General features: G+C 64.5%; 1 protein-coding gene, 1 tRNA gene and 3 pseudogenes. 2 read left to right on the top strand and 3 right to left on the bottom strand.

Features of this window, described 5'->3' with window-relative positions; all coding sequences use genetic code 11:
• Positions 1-808: pseudogene (locus tag C446_RS10755) on the bottom strand (exonuclease); the annotation flags it as partial.
• Positions 809-873: 65 nt separating this feature from the next.
• A complete protein-coding gene (locus C446_RS10750; RefSeq protein ID WP_006673123.1) occupies positions 874-1,341 on the bottom strand; it encodes a 30S ribosomal protein S15 in 468 nt (155 codons plus the stop codon).
• 391 nt (positions 1,342-1,732) lie between these two features.
• Between C446_RS10750 and C446_RS10745 the strand changes: the two genes are divergently transcribed.
• Positions 1,733-1,804, top strand: a tRNA-Ala gene (locus C446_RS10745).
• 121 nt (positions 1,805-1,925) lie between these two features.
• Here C446_RS10745 and C446_RS18075 read toward each other — a convergent pair.
• Positions 1,926-2,078 (bottom strand): annotated as a pseudogene (locus tag C446_RS18075) (site-specific integrase); the annotation flags it as partial.
• Between the two features lie 59 nt (positions 2,079-2,137).
• On the opposite strand from C446_RS18075, the pseudogene C446_RS18765 reads away from it, so the two are divergent.
• A pseudogene (locus C446_RS18765) lies at positions 2,138-2,233 on the top strand (IS6 family transposase); the annotation flags it as partial.
• Positions 2,234-2,327 lie beyond the last annotated feature (94 nt).

Here is a 2,327-nt window from a genome sequence, read left to right as displayed (position 1 = left end):
CGAGCGCAGCGCCGGTTCCCGGCTCGAGTCGCGCCGTCGCCTCGAGTACGTCGGCGACGCCACCGACGGTGGCAAACGGCGCGTCCCCGGGCGTCGCGTACGGGAAGAGCCCGTCGCGAATCGCGGCGGCGGCCCCCTCCGACGCCGCGTCGTCCCCGACCGCGTCGAGGGCGACGACGGAGGCGATCGTCCGTCGGTCGTCTTCCGCGAGGTCGGTCGCTCCGGGCTCGACCGGCACGCCCGCCTCGGCCAACGTCTCACGAACTGCGTCCGGGTCACCGGACCACGGGCCGTGCAGGCGCGTCGAGTGAGCGATTCCTACTGCCGGATCGGAGGTCGGCACTGCGACCCCGGGTCGCCGGTCGACGAGATCGCGTTCCCGCGCGGCCTCGAGGATGCGTTCGCTCTCACCAGCGCCGGGTTCGACGCCGGCCGCGACGAGTCCGGCGAGCGCGAGTACCGGGTCGGGCGTTCCACCGAGGGCGCGGACGCGGTCGACGGCCGACAGCGTCGCAGGCCGATCGTCCGCGTCGAGTCGCGGCAGATCGGCGTCGACGGCCCCGACGACAAGCGTCAGGTCTCCGTCGCCACGGTCGGCTTCGGCCGCTTCGGCGCGGCGCGTCCGCTCCGTGACCGTCCGACCGACCGTTACCTGGAACGGCGTGTCCCGCTGTGTGAGCGCTTGCGCGAGGATGCCACTCGCAGCCAGCGCGTCGCCGTCGGCTCGCGTCACGAGCCGGACGAAGGCGGCGCTCTCGAGACCGGGATCGGCGTTCGTCGCGTCGGTGGAACGACCGTCAGTGGACATACGTGGAGCGTGGGTGCGGTGTCGGCGTCAGCGTCGGTGTCGATGTGGACCCGACTGAGACCGATCTACTCCTCGAGCAGCTCTTTGGCCTGCTCGTAGGAGTACGTGAAGTCCGGCTCGAGCTCGTCGCCACGGTAGTAGTCGACGAGACGGCGAACCTTCGACTCCGTGTTCTGCAGGGCGCGTTTGTTCTGGTGGTCCTGTGGGTTCTGCTGGACGTGCTCGCGCAGGCGCACCGCACGCTCCATCAGGTTACGCAGATCCTCGGGAATCTCGGGTTCGGCGTCGTTCTCCTCGAGGATCTCGGAGATTTTCTTTCCGGTCGCCAGCTTGACGTCCGGGATGGGGGTGCCGGTGACGCCTTCGTCACGCAGCTTGATCCCGATCTGGCTGGGATCGTGGCCCTGCTCTGCTAGTTCGACGACCCGCTGTTCGATCTGCTCGGGGTCGACGTCGCTCCACTCCGGGGGTTCGTCTGCCGCCGGCTTGTCCGAACCGGACGAGCCGCGACGGCGGGTGTGCATTCGTGCCATTGTTCGAGGATAGGAACCGCACTGACCGCTCGAGACGTGCGACAGACCGGGTACTCCCGGACTGTCGGTGCACTTCCGCAATCCCAAGCCGTCCGAAAGAGTGGACGGCACAGTCGGATTTGCGGCCGTGCGCTTCCCACCGGACGTATCGTGAGCACCGACTAAAGGGTTGCGTAACGACCCGGGGAACTCGAGCGTTGGATGATCGGGCTGGACCTGAACGGGACGGGACGGGACAAGCTACCCTCGACTCAGGGACGGACCACTCCCGAGGCGATTCCCTCCGTCCCGTCGTTTCCGAGCCCGCCATCTGTGACTGTTATTCCCGCACGGGGCCGGGTGAATTCGTGGGGTTTATACTCGAGTGCGTGAAAGTGGGTGTTGCGAAGGCGGGCTCGTAGATCAGAGGTAGATCACTCCCTTGGCATGGGAGAGGCCCCGGGTTCAAATCCCGGCGAGTCCATCGCGATTCTGACGTTTCAGAGTTCCTACGTGCTGTTTTCGGCACTTTAGGGCTATTCCCACAACTACCGAGAGTCGAATGTGTGCAATTTCGCGTGGAAATATCATGTTCCTGATGTTGGTTAGAGGTCTTCGATGAAGTCGCGTCGCTGTTCCATCTTTTCGCGGTCAGTTCGTCGGTCATAGTGGCGCTCGAGGACATCCGAGGACACGTCACAGCGGTCGCTGACGACCTTCTTGGGAATGTCCTCGCGGAGTTGGTAAGTGATCACACCGGACAGTGTCTAGTGAGGCCAGTTTGGGAAGTGAGCAGGTCATGAACTTTATCGGGACAATGCTCGCAGACCTGCTCAGCGAGTGCCACGCGGCGGGATTTGATGAATGTTGGGAGCAAGAGTGGACAGCGACGCCCGTCAGGGCATTCGCTGTTCATGGACCATCCGTTCTAGTTTAGCAGAGTGTAGCGCCGTCTGACTAGATATCGTTGTGACTACCAGTCAGAGAAATCCGGTGGATAGTGTGAC

Source organism: Halobiforma nitratireducens JCM 10879 (genome assembly GCF_000337895.1).
Classification (GTDB): domain Archaea; phylum Halobacteriota; class Halobacteria; order Halobacteriales; family Natrialbaceae; genus Natronobacterium; species Natronobacterium nitratireducens.
The sequence above is the reverse complement of the archived record's forward strand: the minus strand, read 5'-3'. Positions and strand labels throughout refer to the sequence as shown.